Raw genomic sequence first — 22318 nt, forward strand, 5'->3', positions numbered from 1 at the left:
ATTTATTTTTTGTTAATTTTGAATATTAGAACCATAATTAACAAGTATATCTATATTGAGAAATTTATTACAAAATTTGTTTAAAAATGATTCAAAGCTCCAATGTAAACTTTTACCCAAAAGTTTACTTTCATTTTCCCTTAAACATTGACTTCTATCTGATTTCGTTGATATTATAAAAATAGACAAAAAAAGTATACATTCAAATCATTGAAAATAAAGGGATTGAAAAACAGATGGATAAAAAGCAACATTTAATCGATGTACAACCAATTCGAAGCAAAGAACAGCTCGAAGACATGAAATGGTCTCTTAAACGTCATTGTTCAGATCGTGATTACATTTTATTTCTAATTGGTATTAATACGGGGTTACGTGTAAGTGATTTACTTAAAATGGAAACGAGTGAAATTTTAAAACTGAAGCGAAAAAAACGAAAAGAATTTAAAGTAAAAGAAGGAAAGACAAAAAAGGAGCGTATCATAAATATTACGTCCATTTTTGAGGAAGTACTTCCATACGCTGAAAGTCTAAAAAGTCCCTGGTTATTTCCTTCTCGAAAAGGTGATAAACCCATTAGTAAAATTCAAGCCTATCGACAGTTACAAAAAGCCGGAGATTTTGCCGGAGTGGAATCCTTAGGTACTCATACTATGCGTAAAACATTTGGATATTGGTTTTACAAGCAAACAAAAGATATTGCTATGTTACAAGAAATATTGAATCATAGTACACCACAAATTACACTAAGATATATCGGGATTAATAAGGAAGAAAAAGATAATGTACTTGATACATTCCGCATCTGATTTAAATTAGATGCTTGTTTATTTTCGGAGAATCGATAAGACGGATATGCAATTATGCATATCCGTCTTTATTATTTTAATAGTAATAAAATCTAATATATAATTAAAAAGTTTTTAATGAATTAATAAGGAGATGCGAGTATGAAGAAAGTCATAGGACTTATAGTATCATTATTTTTATTATTTTCTACCTATGCACCAACATTTACAGAAGCAGCCGAAGTTTTAAATAAGGTAGGCTGGGTGAAAGAAAATGAGAATTGGTACTATTACGAAAAAGATGGTAGTAAACGAAGCGACAACATTACTTTAGATGGAATAGAGTATTCCTTCTTTAAAGATGGAAGGTTATACCAAGGGAGAAAGCAAGCAGGGAAAGACAATTTATATTATAGTGAACCTGGTAAATTAAAGACCGGATGGAGTTTTTCTGCTACTTCATGGAGTTATTTAAAAGATGGGAAGTATGTGACAGGAACATTTACCTATCAAGGAAAATCATTTGAAATTAATAAGTACGGGGATATGGAAAAAGGATGGGTTACCCTTCGTTCTGCGATTAAGAGAATCTATCCAAAGCCAGAAACAAAATTTTTATTTAAATCTAAGCCTGTAAAAGATGGAGATGTTTTAGAAGTTCTCTCAAAACAAGGTTTATGGTACCAGGTCAAATACCAGGGAGAAATCGGTTATGTTCGGGTATTTGAGTCTGTTGTGATTGGTGAATCACCAGTTCGTTCCTGGGATGTAACAAAGGAAGCGACGAATTTATCTCATTTTATGATAACTGAGTATCATAAAGATCCTGAAAAGTACTTTCCGCCCAATATTCAAAAGAAATTTGATAAACAATTAGATAGTGATTTAACTCTTCTTGCGAATGGATTAACGTGGATTGATCAATTAAAAGAAGCACTCTATTTAGATAATAAACAAGGGTGGGTACAAGAAGAAGGAAAATGGACGTATTATAAAAAAGACGGGCAAAGAATTACTGGTTTCCAAGCAATTGATGGGAAACGTTTTTATTTTGGTACCGATGGTTATATGCAAACGGGATGGGTACATACAAATGGATCAGATTATTATCTGGGAACAGATGGTGTAGTGCAAACCGGAATCCAACATATTGATGGGAAAATCTATTACTTCAGCCCATTAGGTTCTGTACAGTCAGGGTTTACAAATGTTGATGGAAAACCATATTATTTTGATGCTTCCCATGAATCAAAAAATGGTTGGATGAAGCAAGAGTTTAATTGGTACTTACTACAGCCTTCAGGTGCATTACAAACAGGAGATTTTACATATAAAGATAAGAAATTCTCCTTTAATCAAGATGGAGAAATGGTTAAAGGGTGGGTTACATTAGAATCCCTTGTTAAAAAAGTATATCCAGAGCCAGATTTGAAAAAAGTATTGCGTGCAAAACGTGTTAATAATGGTGAAGTGATAGAAGTAACTGGGAAAGTTGGTTCTTGGTACGAGGTTAATTATCAAGGGGAAAAAGGATATGTACGTATCCATGATGCCATTATTTTTGACCAAGAAGCCAAAAGTCCACTTACTCTTCTTGATGGGAAAATAAAGATATTTGAAGGTGTATTTAATTATTTAAAAAGTGACGAAACACTTATAAATAACACGATTAAGATTTTAGAAGAGGAAGAACAACGTTGGGTAGATGATGCAGAAAACTTAGAGAATCTTTCCAGAGACATTAACGATGCCAAGCAAGATGTACAGTATAAAAGGCAAGTCATTAAAGAAGCGCATGATAAGTTAGAAGAATTAGTGAATGCAATGAAAGGCGATATAAGAAATTTAACGGTTACGCAAAGGAAAGAACTCGTAAAATTGCTTGGAGCCGACGGGAAAGAATTACTAGATTTTGGTATGGATACATATGTTTTTATACTTCAACAATATGTATCCATGGCTCAAGCATATGATAAAACCTACGAGATATTAAGCTTGTATGCAGATAAAACAAATGAATATCTAGAAGAACTTAGCAAAGATATTCATAAAATGAGATTGTATACGGAAGAGTTATCAAAGGGGTTTTCTGGTGTTGCTAAAGATTTAGTACCAGTCATAAATAGCTCCATTCGCTTGAAACATTCCATAGATGAAGCAAAACCTGGGATGGAGGAACTTGTGCAAGTAACTAGAAAAAATGTTCCAATTATTGCACAAGACTTACAGGCGTTAGATGCAAAAGTCCCAGGATTCTTCACAGATTTCAACATGGGATTAGATCTTGCGAATCTGTTTATGGATTCTGCGAACAAATTAAAAAGTCATAAAATTGATGTATCTGCTGCAGCTAAAAATATTGGAAATATTGATTTAAGTAGTGCTTTGTATGATTTGGGTGGAAACCCTTCTAAAATATATGACCGTAAGAATGACGGTGACCTATCATTTATATTGGATATTACACCAGTAATTGGGACAGGGAAAGAAATTGGACAACTTGTTACTGGGAAAGACGTAGTAACAGGACAAAAATATGGACCTGAAGATTATGGCTGGGGTACGCTAGCTGTTGTATCAGGTGGTACTTCACGTGTAGTCGGAAAAGTCGTAGGAAAGATTGGCGACCTTGAAAAGAAGGGAAAAGCACTAGAAGCAGCCGCTAAAGGTGGTCGTTCTGGAGAGATTGTTCTTGATAAGGTTCAAACATATGAACAAGCGAGAAATAAAGCAATGAGTTTATTGGGGGATTTAGGGACTGATTCACAACCATTTATAGGATCAATGGAAAAAAGCGCTGGTTATGGTAAAATTGTTGGTAGAGAGACTGCGGATCATAAAGCAAGATGGCGATTAGATTATGATCCTAGTAAAGGGATGCATATCAATGTAGAAGATTTTAGAAATGGAAAAAAAGATAAAGCAATTAAATATGCAATTCCTTTTGAAGGAGACGAAGAAACCTTTAAATCGTTATTAAAATATCTAAATAAATGAGGTAATAAAATGGCAACGTTGTTGGAAGAGTGTATTGAAGCATTGGACGAAGACATTGAAATTTTAGAAAATGCTCAAAGGAAAATGATAGTAACAAGTTTTGAAAATGCATTTCCTATTACATCATGGGGGAGAGTAGATTGGTCGAACATACAAAACTATGGTGATTTATATAATGAGGATGAAATAAGATTATATCTACAGAACTGTTTTGGAACATATTCTCAGACAGTATATATTATTTGGGATAATGCTAGAGTGCCAATAATAAAAACAAATTTACACCAAGTTTTAAATGTAATAGATGATGTTACAGCTGTTAGTTTTGATACCTGGATATACTCACCAGATGTGGGGTATGTTATTGAATATCATCATGATGGTGATATACGTATTGGAGACGTAAAAAATATTATTAAATAAATAGATTTTTATAAACAAACGTAGGAATTCTTGCAGTTTGGTGCCCATATTGTGCGACATGGCATCTTCATGGACAAGGAGACGGACATCGTAGTGCTCAATACTAAAATAAGAGAAGTCCATTTATTGAAAGAGGGTACATTATAAAAAAAGGTTCTAAACAAGATTATGCTTTCGCTAGAAAGTATTATGATGACTTAGATTTAAAATATCGTTATTAGAGGATTAACTATAATTTAGGAATAAATTCCTTTCGTAAAAAAAGCATCCGCTATGGATGCTTTTTTCATTGCTATATAAAATTTATATAATAAATGAGAAATTAACTAAGCAGACAACTGAATACTGTAACTCATGATGCCTCATACATTGATCCATAACTAAAATATTTAAAACAAACGTTTGTTTAATTTTCCTATACCTAATTTCTTTATCACATAAATAAAAAAAGATAAGACAATTCCATCTACATATATTCAAGGATTATATTTAGTTATAACATGAAATTAATTTTATTATAGTTAATTAATCCTGAATATAAATATATGTCTTTCTATAAGAATCCTACATTCTTCTCTATTTACCTATGTATACATCTTTACTAATTTATTATGATATAGATATTGATTTAAAATGTATTTTGCAAAATGTTAAATTAGAAATTTTAGGGGTTTGAAATATTTGTTTATTCCCTTTTCCTAAATTCACATAATTTTCAAATATTAAAAGTGCTTATGGTGAGATTTGTTATATAATGAAATCAAGCCATATGTAAGATGGTTTCCCCGTTACGAGTAATGAGATAGTTTGATTAACCTTTTATATATTATCTGAAAAAGAACTTGTAGGAATGCCTACAAGTTCTTTTGGTTTTTCATTTTAAATAACCTAGAATTGATCTTTAAAAGAAACTAAATATATTAATTAGAAAACTTGTTATTGTAACGTCTTCAACATGTTTTTTAAACTCCTTCTCATTAACCTTATTAGTCTGATAAACTCTCTATACAAGGTTCAGCCGATATTTTTTATGATTATTTGACATTATCAAGGTTTTTAATTCACACTCGCTTTTCAATCAGTTGAATTTGAAAAATGTCACTATCATTAATATCAAGCACCTTCATTTCCTCTTTAAACGAACGCCAGGGTTCCACTTTAATGGATTTTGTACTTTTATCCCGTAAAGTATATTCTCTTATATAATATGACTTTTGTTTTATATTTTTCTTCACACAATCTTCCTCCGCTATTTTTAATCGATGTAATCATAATATCTTTTTAACGAAAGCTTAGACTTAAAACCTACCTGTTTTATTATTTCTTCCTCAAAAACTTCATTTTCGATTAAACGTAAGATGAAGGTATTCCGTAGATGTTGTGCTGAAATTCCTTTTCGTAAATTCGCTCTTTCAACTTCAAGTCGAATCATTTTTTGAACAGCAATTTCTGTTAAGGCTTTTGGAGCATCGTTTTCATATGACCAGTGATAAGTTTTTCTAGTAAAATCGAATGCAACAAATAACGGATTATTGCTATGGTAACTTGGACGAACAGGTTCAGGAATAGTTTTGTAATAGTTAAATAAGCGCTTTTTATCGTCTTCAGCTAAAAGAATCATTCTTTCTATACCCACTTTCCCCGTTACAGCTATCGTATTGTTTTCGAAATGGACGTGCTTCATTTGTAGTCCTACAAGTTCTTGTAGGGTTAATCCATTATCAATGAGCAAATGCACAATAGAAATGTTACGATCCATAAGTACTGGTCGAACTGAGCGTTGTTTTTCTGTTAATCCTTCTAATGAGGTTAAAATGTATTTTAATCTTTTTTCTTCCGCTTTAGAAATAAAGTCTTCATCACGTAACGCACGATTCGGTTGAATTACAAAGTTTATATCTTCTATTGGATTAGGTAGCTCTAAATATCGATAAAGCCTACTTAGGACAATATAAACACGATGTATCGTTTTATCCGAGTAATTTCGTTGCTTCTTTAAATTATTAAAATACTCTTCATAATCCTCTGTTTTAAGTGTCGTCCATATATTTTGTAATGGAAGCTTTTTAGACTCTTGCAACCAATGGCCAAAATCTTCAATATCATATGTATAACGTTTAATTGTGGAAGGTTTTCTTCCTTTATCTAATAAGAACGTAGAAAAACGCTGTACTGTGTCTTGCAACTCTTTTGTTGGCATAACCGTATCATCCTATTTTTTCTTTTAGTATATCAAATTTCAAATGGGGTTCAGGTAAGATAAGTGTAAAAATAGGTCACAGCGATGCAGTATTCACCAATTTTTTGAGAATATTTGTAACTTAGATGTTTGTTCTTGATGTGGTGATTTCTATTAGCTGATTTAGTTGAGCACATCAATCTAAAAAACGATTATCTTTTAACATGCGAAATTCGCAAAATATTGGTGTTACCCCTTATAATATTTGTGATGACAGACAAAAAAATGGAATACAGGATTAAACAAGCATTGCAGGACTGATATCAAAATGAAATTTGAATTTTTTAGAGTGGGGGATTACTATTGAAACTTACTAGTAATATGAAATGTACCTGTGGAAGTGGAAGAAAGTACAAAAACTGTTGCAAAACTACAGATGATGAAGAGAAATTTATTTATCTTAAAGCTGAACAAAAACTATTATTTAAACTAGGTATACATGTAGATCTCGTGGATTTTTCATTTTCATATCGTGATATTAAGATAGAATTAGATGTTAAAGAAGGAAAATTTATAGCATTTCAAACAAGGAAGGTTTCTAACCGTGTAGTAAAGACACTTTTAGAAGAACATGCGAATTTTAATTACATGGAAAAAACAGTTGCCGATGATGTAATTATGATAATCAAAGATTTATGGTTGCCATTATCTTCAGCGATTGATGATCTAATAAACTGGATTCATTTAGTATTGTTTATTAATCATAATGACAGGATAATAGATGCAAAAACAAATAAGTTTAGCATTGACCAAGAAACTTGGAAAGAAGGCCCTAGTGATATAGAAGCGCACATTTCATTTTCACAACCTTATAATCTAACTCAAGAAAGAAAAGATTTTATACAAGGACAGCTAAATAATGAGAGATTACCTTTTATAGCTTTTAAATACTTAGCAAAAGCTAAGAATGAAGATGAAAGTGAAATCAAATGGATCAATGCTACGATTGCTGCTGAATTAGCTATTAAAGAATTTTATATGAATTACGATGAAAAATTTAGCTCTATCCTGTTAGAAATGCCGTCACCTCCATTGTATAAAATGTATGGAAAAATATTAGAATCTATTACTGGAAAAAAATGTACTAAACTCAAATCAATACAAAAGGGTGTGGAAATAAGAAATTCATTAGTACATAGTCCAAGTGAACAGGAACTATCTACACCTCAAGTGAATCAATATATATCTGATGTGGAGACTGCAATTTTTGAGCTATTAGATATATTAGGCAAAGATAAAAAATTTGTGGATGATTTTAACGAAAATGAGAAAACAAAAATGAAACTCTACGAAGAATTAAAAGAACAGGGAGCACATTTCATAATATCTAAAAATGGAGAAAAAGATCTATTAGCAAATATCAAGTTTCCTAATTGAAAACGAAATTTTGCAATAAGATAAGTGCTGAGATATGAATTTATAGAATTAACCAATTTTACAAATTCAATAAAAAATAGATCCTGGAGCTGCAGGATCTATTTTTTATGTGTATGGATAAAATACCATTATATGAACAACATGCCGAATAATTATTAAATTAATTTTAATAATATTACATATTTCCTGATTATTTAAAGTGGAATTTATTTGTATTTGTAATATGAATTTATGAATATCGTAATTTACATTTTATAAAACACAAAAATACCCCAATTGGAGTAGCAGTTTAATATTTAACTTGACATATATAGTGAGATTGTGTTATAAACAAATGGTAAGTGTATCCATGTTTTCGTTTACATAGCATCCAATAACAACAGCGATACATTTAACTATACACCGAAAGGAATGGTTCCAATGGAGTAGTTGAAAAAAATAACACGTTATTGTCGTGGCATCAGGAGGTGAATCCCCCTTGAACGGAAGATTAAACCTTCGTGCAATCGATAAGCTTCTAATCCAGTTCTTAGTCAGCTTAATATGGTGCGCCATTGGTTTTTATGCCAAGCCAACTATAGTTGTTTACGGCATTGAACTTAACTGGCTATTCATGACCATCATATTGGTTATCGTTTTACTAATCGCGTCTTATGTTTACAAACGTCGTCAAGAAGATAAGAACAATGAAAATCAAAATAACAAACATGCTTCATAACTCTCTCACATTTTACATGCAGCTTGCTCTCACACAGGCTGTATGTCTTTTTATTCAATAAAGATTTTTATAAGATCTTGTTTCTTTTTAATCAGCAAAAATCAAAATAACAAACATGCTTCATAACTCTCTCACATTTTACATACAGCTTGCTCTCACACAGGTTGTATGTTTTTTGTTCAATAGAGATTTTTTATAACATTTTGTTTTACTTTAGTCAACAATGCTACATAACAATATTAACATGTGCGTTTTGTTAATTCAATACTAAACCCTTAAATTTTCTACTCTAATTTGAGGAGTTTTCTGAGACTCCTCTAATATTTATCCTTTTTTTCTAAAAACCCTTAAATTTTCTACTCTAATTTGAGGAGTTTTCTAAGACTTTTCTGATGTTTATTCTTTTTTTCTAAAAACCCTCAAATTCTCTACTCTAATTTGAGGAGTTTTTTAAGACTTTTCTGATGTTTATTCTTTTTTCTAAAAACCCTCAAATTCTCTACTCTAATTTGAGGAGTTTTCTAAGACTTCAGAGAGAATAGAATTTAGTATAAAAGATTTATTTCTTAATCCATATATTCTTGCTCCCACTCAAATATTCTTATACCTTTTGTTAAAAGAAATTTAAAATGTAAAAGTTCATATAAAAACCATAGAAATAGATTCCTATTAATAAGGATTATATTTAATGTTAAGCGTTATGTATATTTGATGTCTGTTACATGATTAATTTTTATATATAGTACATTATCATGTTGGTTCCTAAATCTTAATTCATTACAGACCATATCGAAGTAATGAATATAACCCACTTCGGAATATACTTTGTTCTGTTTTTGGTATGAAATACTTACTTGCTTATTTTCAGCCATTGCACAACACACTATTTCATTTATAAGTTCTAATTTTTGTTCATCTAAGATTGGCATTGGGATATAGCTTTGTTTTTCATACAATTCATTTAATCCTTCAAACTGTTCTTTTATTGCTGAAAATGGAACCCATCGCATCATACCTCTATCAATCATGATCTGTATTCCTCCTTATGCTTTATGTCCACCTATTTTCCCATTTCTTTCCCTTTGTGTAGCACCTTTAACATAGCTAATACCTCTCATAATTGAATTTTTACCATGTTTATGCCGTATACTATCCATTGTTTTTGCTAATTTCCTTTTAGTATCTTTTTGGAGAGTATCTTCAAACAATGACATTTGAATTGCATCATCTCTGGTCAAATTTTTTAGTGTAATATGTATTTGGCGCACCGGATGACCGGAATGAAACTTTTTTAATAATTGCAATGAGACCTCATAAACATCTTCTGTTAAACATGTCGGTTGATCTAAGGTAATAGCTCGTTTAAAACCTCCACCGATGTATTTACTATAGCCTATAGAAAGCTCAATCGTACGACAGCATTTATCCATAGTTCGTAAACGAAAACAAGTTTCTTCAATCTGTTCTAGAAGAAGTAACTTTAATTTATTTGGACTGAAGCAATCCTCTAATAAAATTTGTCCTTTTGTTATAGAGGTACTTTTAGGAATGTATTTATTTGCAATCCGGCTCTCATCTATACCATAAGAAAAGCGATATAACTCTTCACCTTTAACTTTTCCAAACCGCTTTATTAGATGCTCTTTAGGCACTTTTGCAACTTCCTTCAAGGAAAATAGTCCCATATTGTGCAACGCTTCTTCTGTAGCCTTTCCAATTCCCCATACTTTTTGAAGCGGCTTAATTTCCCATAATTTTTTTGAAACATCTTCGTATGACCACATTCCAATTCTAACGCAACTTTTGCTAGGAATAGGTTAGGTGCAATTCCAATGGATGCAGTTATACCCGTTGTATCATATATCTCTTTTTGAATTCTTTTCGCAATTACAATTGGATCACGTCCAAAAAGGTGTGCTGTTTGTTGCATGTCCAGAAAGCATTCATCTATTGAGTAAACGTGTAAATCTTCAAGAGTTACATATTTTGTATAAATTTCCGTAATTTGATTTGAAATTTCAACGAAACTTCTCATTGTTGCATTCACAATAATAATGTTCGGATCTTTTGGGATTTCATACAATCTAGTTGCAGTAGAAATGCCCATTTTTTTTAGTTCGGGAGTAGCGGCAAGCACTATTGATCCTTTTCTATTTACATCCCCAACGACAGCTAGTCTTACTTTTAAAGGATCTAATCCCCTCATTACACACGCACAACTGGCAAAAAATGAACAGAGGTCTATGCATAAAATCATTCGATTTATACATTTCGAGTAATCAAACATTGTTTTACCCTCCAAAAATAGAACGTTTGTTCTTATTATATATCTTGTTTTCCGGTTTATACAATCCTTTTGTCAATAATTTTTATTGTTTCCTTACATAAATTCGAAAAAATATACGAACTATAAAAAGGATGAGGAAATCTATATTAACATTTGGAACTTTTGTCCCAACCAATAATATTGCACAGGCAGCTACTAGTTGTTATGATTCTTATAAGTTTAATGAGACATTTAGTTCTGTCCAAGAAACTGACTATTGGGCACTGTGTAAAGGGAAATTAAAAATTAAGGGTACTATAAGTGGAAGTGAATATTATGAGCCACAAGGTAACCGAGCTGTAGTAACTGTACAAATTTATCGTGAACAATGGGGATCAGATGAGTTTGTGGATGAATTTGATGTAGTTCTTTATGATGATGAGCCAGGTGACTTCAGTTATACTGTAGGGAAAACTGATTTAGCTAACTATTACTTGAAATTTAAAGCTAAAGAATATGAAGGTAATGGAAGGAAATGGACTTTTAAAGCCAAAGGAACAATTCCAACAAACTAGTTAATTTTTAATGTTGTACAGCATGATAAATATATATTAGCGATTGAACCCTATTCTCCTATACAAGGAGAATAGGATTCTTATTTTTCCAAAAGTGTCAGTGTACTATTGGTAAATTTATTAAATTATATATTTTAAAATAGTACCTCTGTCATTCTCTTTATTCAAATAACACCTAAAAAATGGGGAATGTTAATAAAAAAAGATGTCATTATAAAATGACATCTAAAATAAATTGTCTGCTTGGCGGATACAATGTGTGGTCTATCCTAAACGTTGCATACTGATGTTCTGAATAATCATTTATAGGCTCTACGTAAAGATGAAAATCTAGGTAATAAATGTAACATTTTCGGAAGTTAATTACTGGAAAGGTGGAAAATACGAACAAACTTTTGTCAAAAGCGATATCTATGTTTGTGTACTATCACTTGGACAATATTCGTAGGTAGGTTTCCAGCGACCATTTTTACAAACGTACCGAATATCACCTCTACAAACTCTAGCCCCTGGTTCATGACATGGGCTTCCTTCAAAGGAAAAATTTTGTTCGGGATTTTCTGTATTTGTATATTTTGTTTGATTGTTCATGTTTTATCACCTCCTAATAACCATTATCTTCTCAATTTGTTTAGTTACTTATTAAGGAAAGAAATGGTGACAGAACCGTCTATTTCCCGACCTAAAATTATATAAAATCTTGAATGCTTTTAGCATGGTTTTTTCCGAAATGCTGGCGGGACCCAAAAATAACTTGTAGTTATTAGCTACAAGTTATTTTTGGGCTTTAAACACGCAAATTTTCAATTAATTTATATTTGATCAAATTTAAGAACAGCCCATGTAATTAGTTGTGCTACCTTTATGGTTTTAGTCCTTGTTACTAACCATAGACCAGGAAAGAGTCCCACTCATTTATGTTTGCTTGACATCCTTAATTATTTGTACGTTTGGTTTACATTCTAATTAGTTATCTAATTCAGAGCGATATTGGTAATGTCCCACTGAATTTATCACCTTTTTTATCGTATTAGGATATGTTGAACTTATATAACCCAAATTAAAACTGAAGCTGCAATAGCCTCTTATCCTGCATGATTAAACTCTCTTTGCAAACCTCTTGTAAATCCCATAAGCATATTCTATGCGGCTAGGATAATCGGGATCTCCTGCTCGTTCAAAGGACCACTGAAATGCTTGAACGGCATCGTCTATACCCAATTTCTTAAGTCCTTTGACTCCACCATACTTTTGCAATCTGCGTACAGTTTCTTGATCACCGCCATTTAATTCATACCAAAGGAATTCAAGCTGAGTACTTAGCGCAAGTACCTCCTTACCTCTAGCATTCGCCCAATGAACTAAATTTTCCCAACGACCTGAACCTCCTGCTTGTATAGTCTCCCATTGACAAATTCCTCGTCCCGGTTTTCTTGGATTATTACCTTGTATTTGATGTGGATCCAAAGTTGGAGACTCGTGCCTTAAATTGCCCATAATACCAGCAGTTGCACCATCTAAAAATCCTAATGATTTAAAAAAATTCCAGGTTGTTTCAAGCCTTTCAGCGACTGATGATGAGTCAGTATCCCCTCCCCTGGCATTAGGTATGTTGATTTCTTGTCCAACTTGAAGATTCCTTGGGTCAATACCAGGATTTGCATTTATAATTTCATTAACATCCACATGATATATTTCTGCTAATTTCGAGAAGTTTTCTCCTTGTTGAACCTTATGCTTTCGCATTTGAGGCGAAGTGTAATATCTCTGTAACAAATCCCAAGTGTGTTTTCCGACTATTCCATCTACCTCTAGATGATTGTCTATTTGGAAATATCTTACAGCCTGGTCGGTTTTTAAGCCAAAATGCGAATCAATGTCTCCTGGTGAGAATCCAGCATTTTGAAGCGCTATTTGAACTTTATCTACATCTGGGCCCTTTGAGCCCATTTTCAATACTAGTCGAGTCATTACGGTTGTAGTCATTTTACCACTCCTTAGGAAATTGACTGAATAACAATTGTGCTTTTCGCACATAAATAATTTATGAAAAAAAGTTGAGTGCTATGTAATCTATTTTTTTACATTATTTATAGTTAACCTTATCTTTTAAGGCAAACATTAAAGAATAATCACATGAAATGATAAAACTTTTTTTAAAAATGCATTTTATCGTAAAACATGAAGGTACTAATGCAAATTAAAAGCTCTTCATTTGCATTAGTAAAAAAAGGGCATGTAGAACTACTCGTATAAATCAATTTTCGAAATTTGGCACACATTATCTTGCAGTGGCGAACAAAAAAACATATTTGCTTCCGAAATTGCATTAAACTCGGAGGCTATAGGCCATACACTATGTAGATTACACCGGAGATGGATCCAGACTAATTGCCCTCAACTATCCATTGAAATTTATGATAATCGTGCAGCATACTCTCTAGTAACAGCACCTGATTTCTTCCCTAACTGTGATTAAAGGGAACTAATGGATTGGTGGCTACAAACAGCTCCCGAAAAACTTAGAGGCTTTATTTGGGAACAAGCAAATCTTTATACTTTATCCAATACCAGAAAGGTTACTAACCTAAAATTAAAAGGTGCTAACTTCTGTGAACGTGATGATACTATGACTGTAATTGTATCTTTACCATATCAGACTCCTCCAAAATTAACCGGGCTCAACCTTCCAGAAACAACTAGACATTCTTACTTGCCCGATGCAGCATCAGGTACATTTGCACCTGGATGGGATGTCAGTTGGGATCTTACCCATAACCAGGAGGGTAAAAAATAGAATTCCTTGCTGCATATGGCCTTGGAAGTCCATTTCCTGAGGATTTTAAACTCTGTGCTGCTCTGAGCACGTACTGGACTGCTGTTGCTCCGGATGCAGCGCGTACCTACTATCCAAACTCTCCTACTGTAAGTCCATTAACTGATGAGGAAATTGGAATAGTAGGAAATTTGCCTTGGGATGGTATCAATGGTCCACTAATTAAGCAGGAAGACGAAAAAATTTTATCGTATATCCTAAAATGGAATACGTAGACTACGTTCAGATTGCCTTGGACAATAAGTTTTCTTTGATCCATACTAGTAAAGTTGGGATTTATGATTATGAGGCTAGAATATTAACAATGGCTTATGTATACAAAGCACTTGGAGCTACTCGTGAAGAACGAGATAAATAGATTGTCTTATCCTTCCGAAAAGTTAATCACGATGATGATGAATTACAAGCAGCACTAAATAATTTCGGGGATTTATCTTTTGATTCCATAAGTCCTAAAGGAACTGTGTATCGCTATGAAATGTGTTTAAAATCTAATGGAGAATCTTTGGTGTCAAATGATTTTAATAAAAATTTAATTCCCATTCAAGAAGTAGTTATTCTCTTCGTAAATGGATTAGATGTTTTATTAAAACGTGAAAAAGAGGATTGGAAGATTAAAAACGTTCAAAAACTCCTCTAACCAAGATGTCATTATTGTTGGCAGCGTACCTGCTGGTTCCACTGCCGCTATTTTTTGTGCTCAACGTGGATTACGTATAATTATAATTGACGGAGTAACTAGAAAAGTAGATGGATTAGGGCGTGTAGTAATCCCAAAGGAACTTAGAAATACGCTTGGTATTAAAGAAAAATCACCATTAGAGATTTTTGTAGAAGTAGAAAACATTGTTTTACAGAAGTATCAGCCTGATGGTGTTTGTGCATTAACAGGAGAAGTGTCAAATCATAACATAGTATTAGCAAATGGAAAGATAACATTAAGTCCATAAGGTGCAGAATTTTTACTAAAAGAAGTAGAATAGTATCTTGTAAAATAAATGCGTCTTTCAAGGGGCTTTTTTAAGTTTCATAAAATAATTTCACACAGTGTATTTGAAATAAAAATCACAAATTTATAAAAAGGGGGAAAATGTAGTTAAGAAAGGGGGCTTTATTATGACTGAAAAAGAACATATTCAAAAAATAATAGTAGAAAGTATTGTAAAGACATTTGATCATTATGGTTATGGAAATAGACTCGGAGAGAGTTGTGTATATGCTTCATATTTAACAAAAGATTTACTAAAAGAAAAATACAATTTAGATGCAGAATTGGTAGCAGGTGAGTTAGATTTTTCTCCTCGTTTTCTTCCTTTTGGTTTTATATGGAACCCACCTTATGAATTTCATATGTGGGCAAAATTAAACGGGGAAATTATCGATATTGCACCAGTTCGTCTTACCTCTAGAGATGAGTTTAAACCTGGTGGGAAATTTCATTTATTTAGAAATGAAATTATTAATGTTGTATGGGAAAAGAACTCCTTAGACAACAGGATTTATAGAGAAGTTAAAAATGGTGTAAAGAAAATAGATCCACCAGAAGAGAATGAATATAAAAAACTATATAAATATGCAAGTGACTTAATTGATAGTTGGAATAGTAAAGTTTAGTTTAGTTAGCAATATACAAAGTTCGTTAAAGGACTGTTTTAAGATCTATTTTGTGCTGGTTAGTTCATTTTTTTGTTAATTTTGTTTCTCACGTATGGCGAAACCCTATTAAAATAGAATGAAGTCGAAAGTCTAAATATCCTTAGGTAGCTCTCATAGGTGTAAGATCTATGGGGGCTTTTATAATAAGGAAATATTAAATTTCACGTATTGTAATATTTAATAAAAAGTAAAACACGGGGTAGCACCAACAAAACGCGAATTTCGTACGCTAAGGAACTTTTTTATTAAAAAACTTACTAGTTCTACAATGAATTAACTTTGTATAATTTTCTCCCCAATAAGGAATATTAAAGTTGATTGAACTTTTTTAAACACAGAAGGGAATGAAATTAAATGGAAAGATTTGATGACATGGAAATAAATGAAAAAGATGGTGACACTCATACACGAGGAACCTATATCATTTCAAAAGATAGAGAATTTTATGACATACACATCGGAATTAAGGTTACAAAATCCGGTGTGGCAGGTACTGGATACGGATCTGTTTTTATGGTTGTTGAAACAACAGACGGACAAAAACAGATATTTGGTCCGCTCACAAAAACGGTAGGAGCAAAGATTCCCGAGGGTGTACATACAGACGAAGGAGATAATCACTACCGTACAAAACTTGCATTTGATGATTCAAACGAAGTTATTTCATGGTATTTAGTAGTCGGAGCGTCAAATACCCGCGGTTTTCCAGACAGTATACCGAGTCTAAAAGAAACCATTCTAGAGAATGCAGAATTTATACATCAACTTTCAGAAATCGGCGCGGGAAAAAGTCAAAATATCGAAGGCCTAAACGTCACACGTACAACTAAACGATAAAATAATTATGACTGTAATAATCAACATGAAAGATGAATTGCAGTGGCTTAAAGATCGATGGAAAAAAAGATTCTACATTTTTATTAATCAATAAATACGTTGTATTTATAAAAGTACTTACCATAGCAAATATAAAAAAGTCAAAGAATACGTATATAGCTTAGAAAAAAGCAAACCTTCTTAAAAGGGAAGTTTGCTTTTTTCTTATTACCCCTTTACGAGGAGATGGGCAAAAACACCCACCTAATAATTCCTTAGCGTATGAAATTCGCGTTGTGTTGGCGGGACCCCAACACATAATCAATAGTCTACATTTAATTTTTATACCTAATTAATCCGCTTAACGGAGATGTTATTTTTATTCCGGATTGATTTCTTGCGAACCAAGTATATTAATTAACTGAATAGAACACACTGGGGTCTCGCCACATCACCATCAAGCTAAGATTAAAGTACTCCCAAAATAAAATTAATTTGAATTTAGCTCGTTTTTTTGTTTTGGGTGAAAAATATTTTTTTAACTTGATGGCAATGTGGTGCTACCCCCTCTTGTAAAAGGTGTTTAGCAGCCATGCATAGAATCACTTCTTTGAGGTGATGATTATGACAGTGGAAACATCAATAAGGCATAGAGAAATTACAGGAACTATATTTAGAAATGGACGGTTTCAATATGAAGCTAGCCATGTTGTATCATTTGATGATAATTATGAAGCCACCTTTATTCTAGGTGGGAAAATTAACGAGTTATTTACAATTCTTGGCCGATGTAATACGCTTTATCTTGAACCTGAGTATAAGAATGCACCTAGAATTATAATTGAACTCACTGGCTGTTATGATGAATTTAGTGAGTATTATTTTATGGATTCCTTTAGAGATGTAAATGCTTTTTTAAAGGAGATGCAACCCTTAATTGACGTTGCAAAACATATGGAACAACAAACTAAATATCCTGAATAATAATTTAAACACATGTGAGGGTGAATATACTCTCACATTTTTTGTATGCATTATGTAGTAGAGGAACATAGTTAACGAATACAGAATGTATACATTCCGAATCTATATGAGGTGATAACGTGGGGTATTTAGAACAGTTTGCTAGAAATAAAAGACGTTAGGAAAAGTCTGAGATACTAACAGCACGACTTCCTCACAGCTTATATGAGGGTTTTAAGACATACTGTGATGAGTTAGGGCTGTCTATTAGTGAGGCTGTTTGTTTACTTGTAGAACGTGAAATGGCTGGGATCAGACAACGCTTTCGATGAAGTAGCAACGACAAAAGAACACATAAAGAATACTGATAGTAGTGATGGTGTATACCAAACAACTTAATTTGTGTCCAAATTGTGTCTAAACTTATAATTTTCTTTTTTTGATATGGTGACTCCTTATTGGATACTACTTCATGTAAAATAGATATTATATTTAATTTTTTGATAGATTTCTTGCAAAATACGTATCTAGAGCGTTATTTAAATATGATACGATTGTTATATAGTAGCAAGTATTAGAAGATAAATAAAGGAAAAAGGGGACATCACTTTATTGTAAAAGTTTATAAGGAGTCATCATATATTTAAGGAGGATTAAAATGGGAAAAAACAGTCTAGGAATGAATCAGATAACGCTGGAACAATTATTACCAAATACAGATCAATTGCTGAAATTAGATGAATTAGTTAACTGCTTTAAGACACCAATGCCCGTATTGGATACTACAATATTGCAAAAGGCATTTAAAACACCAATGCTCGTATTGGATACTACAATATTGCAAGAGGCATTTAAAATACGAATGCCCGTATTGGATACTGCAATATTACAAGAGGCACTTCGTACGGTGCAGATACCTCCATCTACTTTTCAATTCCTTTCGACAATTGATATAGGAGAGATTCAGACTTTCCTAGGAGAGAGAGAGGTACAGGCGGAGATTCAACAAGAAATTAATTCTATACAGGAAGAAACTAGTCTAAAAAAGGTCATTGATTTTATAAATGATTTGGCTCTAAAAATTTTGAATGCACCAACTACTTTAAAAGAAAAAGCACCAGCTATATATTTATTTTTATGTTTCTTATTGCCTTTCATGGCTGGGAACTTTTTACTACCTTTCATTCAAGATGTTTGGAAAGAAAAGGTTTTACATGTTTCGGAATTTACAGAAGAGAAGCCTAAAGAAAATGCTAAACAATTAAAAAAATCTTTGGAAAAAGATTATGGAATCGCTCTTTCAACTGTAAATCAAATACGTGTGACCAATCGAGAAACACCAGTTTTCCAATCACATAAACGAATTTCTGGAGCAATTGATAGTATACCTTCTAATAAGCCTGTCATTATTATTGAAAAAAAACGGAACTGGTCATTTATAATGTATGCAAATACTTTAGGTGAAGAAGTTAATGGATGGGTTTTTACAGGTAATTTAGCAAAATAACATCAATATCTTTACTAATTTGTTTTTTCCTGTTGTAGAATCCTTAAGCTATTAAGGATTCCTTTTTTTGTATCTAAAATCCAAAAATAAAAAGATAAGATCCGGGAACAAAATCTTATCTTTAGCGCAAGGAATAAACAAAAGGATAACCATCATATTTTTATTATAATTTGTTTTTTGTTAATTTTGAATATTAGAATCACAATTAACAAGTATATCTATATTGAGAAATTTATTACAAAATTAGCTATAAATAATTCAAAACTCCAATGTAAACTTTTACCCAAAAGTACCATCACTAAATTTATTTTTAAAGAAAACAGGTAGTTCCGTATCAATATTAATACTTGGTTCTATTCCTTCATCAAATAATTGCTTTTTCCTTAACTCGACCAATTTATTAATATCATCAATATTTGCTTTACGATATTTCAACTTCTAATCACTCCTGTAAATGCAATAGCCAACATGCAAATATATATTTTTTTCATTTCACAAATTGTACCATAGTTTTTTGTCCAACTATGTGTAACCCCTATCTAGTATTCTCCTTAAGATACAGAATATATCCGGTTCAGTCATTCCCTTCCCACAGTACTTAAAAGTACTGTTTCCCCATATATAATAGTAACTTGGCATAAAGCAACGATGAGATTTGATTGAATAGTCTTGTCACCTTTTGGAAACCATGAGTATATAGGTTTCCATTAGCAATCGTTATAACAGGCATGATGTCACTACTAGCACTATTGTGATTGCTCCTTTTGCCTATTCGGGCAATTAATAAGATAGAGAATGTGCTAGTGATCGAGAAAAATAAAAAGGAAAATCCGCATGAGAAAAGAATTGCTAAAATCACGAAAAATAAACTTAAATAAATATTAACATAAAAAAATCGATTTATTATCGGGGGGAAAAGAATGAGTACTATATCATTTTGTGCTACAGGCGATAGCCTAATAACTCGTAGAATCTCAACGGAAGACAATAGTTTTAAGGAAATAGCGTCAATAATACAAAGCGCTGACGTGCGTTTTACAAATTTAGAAGGTACTGTCCATAATCTTGAAGGGTATCCTGGAGCAGTAAGCGGTGGTGGATGGGTAATGGCAACACCTAGTATGTTAAAAGATTTGAAAGAATATAGATTTAATATGATTGCCTGGGCTAATAATCATACCCTTGACTTTACATATGGTGGTCTTGAGGCTACAGAGAGAAATTTAAACACTCTAGATTTTGTTCACGCTGGTGCAGGGAGCAATTTGGCAAGAGCAAGTGAGCCAAGATATTTGGAACTGCCTTCAGCGCGAGTAGCTTTAATAGCAGCCACATCTAATTTTGATAGAACATGGATTGCTGGTGCACAGAGGCCAGATATAATTGGGAGGCCGGGTATTAACCCGTTGCGACATCATATGACTTATACGGTTTCAAAAGAAAAATTAGAACAACTCAAAAACATCGCAAAGGCTATTCCTGTAAACGCTACATACAATATATTAGCAAGAAGAGGTTTTGTGCAAAAAGATGGTGATGATTTATTTTTCTTTGGGGGAATATTTTTTCAAGAGGGCCTTGTGGAAGGTGAATGTACAGAACCTAATGAAAATGATATGAAACGAATATTATCAGCGATCTCAGAAGCTAAAAGGCAGTCGGATTATGTGATTGTCAGCATTCATTCTCATCAACCAAAAGGGGAAAATATAGAAGAGCCAGCGGATTTCTTAGTTAATTTTGCTAGAAGATGTATAGATGAGGGAGCACATTGTGTAATTGGTCACGGTCCACATATCCTAAGAGGAATAGAGATTTATAAAGATCGACCTATTTTTTATAGTCTTGGTAATTTTATTTTCCAATGTGAAACTCTAACCCATCAGCCCCAAGATTTATATGATAGGCTAGGCCTTGGCTTTTATAACAACATTGCAGATGCATTAGATAAACAGAGTAACACTATAGGATTTGCAGAAGAGCCGGAAGTATGGGAATCTATTATACCATTTTGGAAAATGCAGGATGGCAAATTGACTGAATTAATTCTCCATCCAATTGAACTTGATAATGGAATACTCCGTCATAGAAGAGGATGTCCCAAATTGTCCAAATCTGAAAAGATAATTAAGAAGATAGCTGAGCTTTCAAAACCATTTGGACTTTCTATAGAAAGTAGAGATGGAATCGGAAAAGTAATAATTAATCAGAAGAAATAGGGGTAGTACAACGGTTACTCGCAATACGCGCAAAATATACGCTAAGACAGTTTATGAAACAAAAAGCCGATTTTCCTATGCTAGCAAGGAAGATCAGCGATTGTATTGCCTATTTGATATTCGCAATGCTGAAAGCCCAATTTCTCAATTTTAATACTGAGAAATCGGGCTTTTTAATATTGTCATATTCTTAACGTTGTAAATGCTGTTTCCTGACGCTACCTCATATTAGTTATGAATATGTATTATCCTTTATTTATTCACGCAAATAAGTATTAAAAAAAGCGAAAAATAAATATAAAAATAACAGAAAGCCAGATTGAACAACTTATAAAATATGGGGTTGATGAAATCGTTCAAGAGAAAATAAGTGGAGTTTCTAAACAAAAGCAACAATTGAATGAACTTTTTTCCAAGTTAATTTCTAATGTCACATGGTTGTAAAAGAATGGATCGTCTAGGTCGAAACACTGTTCAGTTGCTGCAGCTAGTTGAACAGCTTTGTGAACGGAACATCCATTTTGTTATACTTAACTTGGGATTGAACAAATACACCGATAAAAAAAAGCTACTTGAAGAGTAATAATTTCAAATATGTAAAATAGGAAAACAGCCTTCAGGGGTGTCCCACCAATATTAATCGTAGTTAATAAGCAAAAAATATCGAGGAAAAGTAAAAAATAGGTTTATCGACAGATGAAGTTCGCCAGTGTTTTTTTGAAATCAGCTTCGCAATCTTTGAGTTACGAATGCTACGGTATCGGCAGAGAGAAGCATAACTCCCTCGAAAATGTTAATACTAATAAAATGAAGGAGGTGCAAGAAGTGGTTAATAATTTACAGGGTAAAGTTGTTGGGAAAATTGATTTAAACGGCAAACAGTTCCTTTTAGTCGAACCAACTCAACATGATAATTCTCGGTCTTTTTTTTAAGACAA

The 22318-nt window shown here is 32.5% G+C and carries 20 protein-coding genes and 1 pseudogene; 14 read left to right on the forward strand and 7 right to left on the reverse strand.

Going from position 1 to position 22318, the window contains the following annotated elements; translation table 11 throughout:
* Positions 1-236 precede the first annotated feature (236 nt).
* From JDS92_RS19200 to JDS92_RS19210, 3 genes are all read left to right on the forward strand, one after another.
* Positions 237-809 carry a tyrosine-type recombinase/integrase gene (locus JDS92_RS19200; RefSeq protein ID WP_069356851.1) on the forward strand — a complete coding sequence of 191 codons (573 nt, stop codon included), beginning with the start codon at positions 237-239 and terminating at the stop codon, positions 807-809.
* A 141-nt stretch (positions 810-950) separates the two neighbouring features.
* Entirely contained in the window at positions 951-3785 is a 2835-nt protein-coding gene (locus tag JDS92_RS19205; protein WP_199632339.1) for a pre-toxin TG domain-containing protein, read from the forward strand.
* Between the two features lie 9 nt (positions 3786-3794).
* Entirely contained in the window at positions 3795-4208 is a 414-nt protein-coding gene (locus JDS92_RS19210) for a CDI toxin immunity protein (RefSeq protein WP_144467780.1), read from the forward strand.
* Positions 4209-5269: 1061 nt separating this feature from the next.
* Here JDS92_RS19210 and JDS92_RS19215 read toward each other — a convergent pair.
* Both JDS92_RS19215 and JDS92_RS19220 read right to left on the reverse strand, forming a co-directional pair.
* On the reverse strand, positions 5270-5443 hold the full coding sequence (locus JDS92_RS19215; protein WP_199632340.1) for a hypothetical protein: 174 nt from the start codon (positions 5441-5443) through the stop codon (positions 5270-5272).
* A 20-nt stretch (positions 5444-5463) separates the two neighbouring features.
* On the reverse strand, positions 5464-6408 hold the full coding sequence (locus JDS92_RS19220) for a tyrosine-type recombinase/integrase (RefSeq protein ID WP_199632341.1): 945 nt from the start codon (positions 6406-6408) through the stop codon (positions 5464-5466).
* A 342-nt stretch (positions 6409-6750) separates the two neighbouring features.
* On the opposite strand from JDS92_RS19220, the gene JDS92_RS19225 reads away from it, so the two are divergent.
* The gene (locus JDS92_RS19225; RefSeq protein WP_199632342.1) at positions 6751-7824 is read left to right on the forward strand and encodes an SEC-C domain-containing protein; all 1074 of its coding nucleotides are present in this window, start codon (positions 6751-6753) and stop codon (positions 7822-7824) included.
* Positions 7825-8302: 478 nt separating this feature from the next.
* On the forward strand, positions 8303-8542 hold the full coding sequence (locus JDS92_RS19230; protein ID WP_199632343.1) for a hypothetical protein: 240 nt from the start codon (positions 8303-8305) through the stop codon (positions 8540-8542).
* A 698-nt stretch (positions 8543-9240) separates the two neighbouring features.
* Here the strand turns inward: JDS92_RS19230 and JDS92_RS19235 are convergent.
* Both JDS92_RS19235 and JDS92_RS19240 read right to left on the reverse strand, forming a co-directional pair.
* Positions 9241-9570, reverse strand: coding sequence for a YolD-like family protein (locus JDS92_RS19235; RefSeq protein ID WP_199632344.1), 330 nt, complete (start codon positions 9568-9570; stop codon positions 9241-9243).
* A gap of 15 nt (positions 9571-9585) precedes the next feature.
* Positions 9586-10829, reverse strand: a pseudogene (locus tag JDS92_RS19240) (Y-family DNA polymerase).
* A gap of 131 nt (positions 10830-10960) precedes the next feature.
* On the opposite strand from JDS92_RS19240, the gene JDS92_RS19245 reads away from it, so the two are divergent.
* Positions 10961-11383, forward strand: coding sequence for a hypothetical protein (locus tag JDS92_RS19245; protein WP_199632345.1), 423 nt, complete (start codon positions 10961-10963; stop codon positions 11381-11383).
* A gap of 411 nt (positions 11384-11794) precedes the next feature.
* Here the strand turns inward: JDS92_RS19245 and JDS92_RS19250 are convergent, their stop codons facing one another.
* Both JDS92_RS19250 and JDS92_RS19255 read right to left on the reverse strand, forming a co-directional pair.
* Positions 11795-11974, reverse strand: coding sequence for a hypothetical protein (locus JDS92_RS19250; protein WP_144507973.1), 180 nt, complete (start codon positions 11972-11974; stop codon positions 11795-11797).
* Between the two features lie 507 nt (positions 11975-12481).
* Positions 12482-13369, reverse strand: a complete 888-nt coding sequence (locus JDS92_RS19255) for a phage tail tip lysozyme (protein WP_199632346.1) — start codon at positions 13367-13369, stop codon at positions 12482-12484.
* Positions 13370-13871: 502 nt separating this feature from the next.
* Here JDS92_RS19255 and JDS92_RS19260 point away from each other — a divergent pair.
* The 6 genes from JDS92_RS19260 (at position 13872) to JDS92_RS19285 (ending at position 19161) form a co-directional block, all read left to right on the forward strand.
* Complete coding sequence (locus JDS92_RS19260; protein ID WP_199632347.1) at positions 13872-14180, forward strand: hypothetical protein; 309 nt, start codon at positions 13872-13874, stop codon at positions 14178-14180.
* 758 nt (positions 14181-14938) lie between these two features.
* On the forward strand, positions 14939-15169 hold the full coding sequence (locus JDS92_RS31550; RefSeq protein WP_374191319.1) for an AbrB/MazE/SpoVT family DNA-binding domain-containing protein: 231 nt from the start codon (positions 14939-14941) through the stop codon (positions 15167-15169).
* 166 nt (positions 15170-15335) lie between these two features.
* Positions 15336-15833: a hypothetical protein gene (locus tag JDS92_RS19270; protein WP_199632349.1), complete on the forward strand. Its 498-nt coding sequence runs from the start codon at positions 15336-15338 to the stop codon at positions 15831-15833.
* A 396-nt stretch (positions 15834-16229) separates the two neighbouring features.
* A complete protein-coding gene (locus tag JDS92_RS19275) occupies positions 16230-16712 on the forward strand; it encodes a hypothetical protein (RefSeq protein WP_199632350.1) in 483 nt (160 codons plus the stop codon).
* 603 nt (positions 16713-17315) lie between these two features.
* Positions 17316-17675 carry a hypothetical protein gene (locus JDS92_RS19280; RefSeq protein ID WP_199632351.1) on the forward strand — a complete coding sequence of 120 codons (360 nt, stop codon included), beginning with the start codon at positions 17316-17318 and terminating at the stop codon, positions 17673-17675.
* 637 nt (positions 17676-18312) lie between these two features.
* The gene (locus tag JDS92_RS19285) at positions 18313-19161 is read left to right on the forward strand and encodes a hypothetical protein (protein WP_199632352.1); all 849 of its coding nucleotides are present in this window, start codon (positions 18313-18315) and stop codon (positions 19159-19161) included.
* A 279-nt stretch (positions 19162-19440) separates the two neighbouring features.
* Here the strand turns inward: JDS92_RS19285 and JDS92_RS19290 are convergent, their stop codons facing one another.
* Complete coding sequence (locus JDS92_RS19290) at positions 19441-19596, reverse strand: hypothetical protein (RefSeq protein WP_242476014.1); 156 nt, start codon at positions 19594-19596, stop codon at positions 19441-19443.
* Positions 19597-20081: 485 nt separating this feature from the next.
* Here JDS92_RS19290 and JDS92_RS19295 point away from each other — a divergent pair, with 485 nt between their 5' ends.
* Both JDS92_RS19295 and JDS92_RS31555 read left to right on the forward strand, forming a co-directional pair.
* Positions 20082-21380, forward strand: coding sequence for a CapA family protein (locus tag JDS92_RS19295; protein WP_199632353.1), 1299 nt, complete (start codon positions 20082-20084; stop codon positions 21378-21380).
* 448 nt (positions 21381-21828) lie between these two features.
* The gene (locus tag JDS92_RS31555; RefSeq protein ID WP_374191318.1) at positions 21829-21963 is read left to right on the forward strand and encodes a recombinase family protein; all 135 of its coding nucleotides are present in this window, start codon (positions 21829-21831) and stop codon (positions 21961-21963) included.
* Positions 21964-22318 lie beyond the last annotated feature (355 nt).

The sequence above is a fragment of the Bacillus cereus group sp. N12 genome (genome assembly GCF_016483575.1).
Taxonomy (GTDB): Bacteria; Bacillota; Bacilli; order Bacillales; family Bacillaceae_G; genus Bacillus_A; species Bacillus_A toyonensis.

Coding starts and splice junctions, on each gene's coding strand:
- JDS92_RS19245 (WP_199632345.1), top strand. CDS start 10,961: ATGAGGAAATCTATATTAACATTTGGAACTTTTGTCCCAACCAATAAT.
- JDS92_RS19250 (WP_144507973.1), bottom strand. CDS start 11,974: ATGAACAATCAAACAAAATATACAAATACAGAAAATCCCGAACAAAAT.
- JDS92_RS19235 (WP_199632344.1), bottom strand. CDS start 9,570: ATGATTGATAGAGGTATGATGCGATGGGTTCCATTTTCAGCAATAAAA.
- JDS92_RS19280 (WP_199632351.1), top strand. CDS start 17,316: ATGACAGTGGAAACATCAATAAGGCATAGAGAAATTACAGGAACTATA.
- JDS92_RS19270 (WP_199632349.1), top strand. CDS start 15,336: ATGACTGAAAAAGAACATATTCAAAAAATAATAGTAGAAAGTATTGTA.
- JDS92_RS19275 (WP_199632350.1), top strand. CDS start 16,230: ATGGAAAGATTTGATGACATGGAAATAAATGAAAAAGATGGTGACACT.
- JDS92_RS19285 (WP_199632352.1), top strand. CDS start 18,313: ATGGGAAAAAACAGTCTAGGAATGAATCAGATAACGCTGGAACAATTA.
- JDS92_RS19200 (WP_069356851.1), top strand. CDS start 237: ATGGATAAAAAGCAACATTTAATCGATGTACAACCAATTCGAAGCAAA.
- JDS92_RS19295 (WP_199632353.1), top strand. CDS start 20,082: ATGAGTACTATATCATTTTGTGCTACAGGCGATAGCCTAATAACTCGT.
- JDS92_RS19210 (WP_144467780.1), top strand. CDS start 3,795: ATGGCAACGTTGTTGGAAGAGTGTATTGAAGCATTGGACGAAGACATT.
- JDS92_RS19220 (WP_199632341.1), bottom strand. CDS start 6,408: ATGCCAACAAAAGAGTTGCAAGACACAGTACAGCGTTTTTCTACGTTC.
- JDS92_RS31555 (WP_374191318.1), top strand. CDS start 21,829: ATGGATCGTCTAGGTCGAAACACTGTTCAGTTGCTGCAGCTAGTTGAA.
- JDS92_RS19260 (WP_199632347.1), top strand. CDS start 13,872: ATGGATTGGTGGCTACAAACAGCTCCCGAAAAACTTAGAGGCTTTATT.
- JDS92_RS19255 (WP_199632346.1), bottom strand. CDS start 13,369: ATGACTACAACCGTAATGACTCGACTAGTATTGAAAATGGGCTCAAAG.
- JDS92_RS19205 (WP_199632339.1), top strand. CDS start 951: ATGAAGAAAGTCATAGGACTTATAGTATCATTATTTTTATTATTTTCT.